This window comes from Micromonospora lutea, assembly GCF_016863535.1.
Lineage (GTDB): Bacteria > Actinomycetota > Actinomycetes > Mycobacteriales > Micromonosporaceae > Micromonospora > Micromonospora lutea.
Genome location: NZ_BOPB01000060.1, coordinates 1 through 687 on the forward strand (window position 1 = coordinate 1; position 687 = coordinate 687).

The following is a 687-nucleotide window of genomic DNA, read 5'->3' on the forward strand; positions in this document are numbered from 1 at the left end:
GGTGGGGTGGTGGGGGTGGTCGGTGGGGAGGTCGAGGGTGGGGGTGTTGGCGAGGTGGTGGGTCCAGTAGGTGCGCTGGTGCTGGTGTCGGGTGTGGTGGTGGGGGTGGTGGGTCCAGTGGGCGTAGTCGCGGTACTGGTGGGTGGGGGTGGGCAGGTGGTGGGGTTGGCCGGTGCGGTGGTGGTGGTAGAGGGCGGCGAGGTCGGTGATGAGCAGGCCCATGGACCAGGCGTCGGCGGCGATGTGGTGGACGGTGAGCAGGAGGTGGTGGTGGTCGTGGTCGGTGGTGACGAGGTGGGTCCGTAGGGGGTGGTCGGTGGTGAGGTCGAAGGGTTGTTGGGCCAGGTGGGTGAGGTAGGTGGTGGGGTCGGTGTGGTGGGGCAGGGTGTGGACGGTGATGGGTCGGGCCGGTGGTGGGTTGAGAACTTGGGTGGGTGGGTCGGTGGGGGTGATGGTGGTGCGCAGGATCTGGTGGCGTTGGGTGAGGTCGATCAGGGCGTGGTGCAGGGCGGTGTGGTCCAGTGCGCCGGTGAGGTCGATGGCGGTGGGGATGTTGTAGGCAGGGCTGGCGGGGTCGAGTTGGTGCAGGAACCACAGCCGTTGCTGGGCGGGGGTCAGGGGCGCCGGTTCCTGCGGCGGGGTCGACCGCAGCGGCGGCCGGCCGTCGTCGTCCTGTCCGGTGGTGGT

1 protein-coding gene is annotated in these 687 nt (G+C 70.2%); it reads right to left on the reverse strand.

Annotated elements, in window-relative coordinates; genetic code table 11:
• A partial coding sequence (locus Vlu01_RS27340) for a condensation domain-containing protein (RefSeq protein ID WP_239096167.1) occupies nucleotides 1–687 on the reverse strand: 687 nt, incomplete at both ends.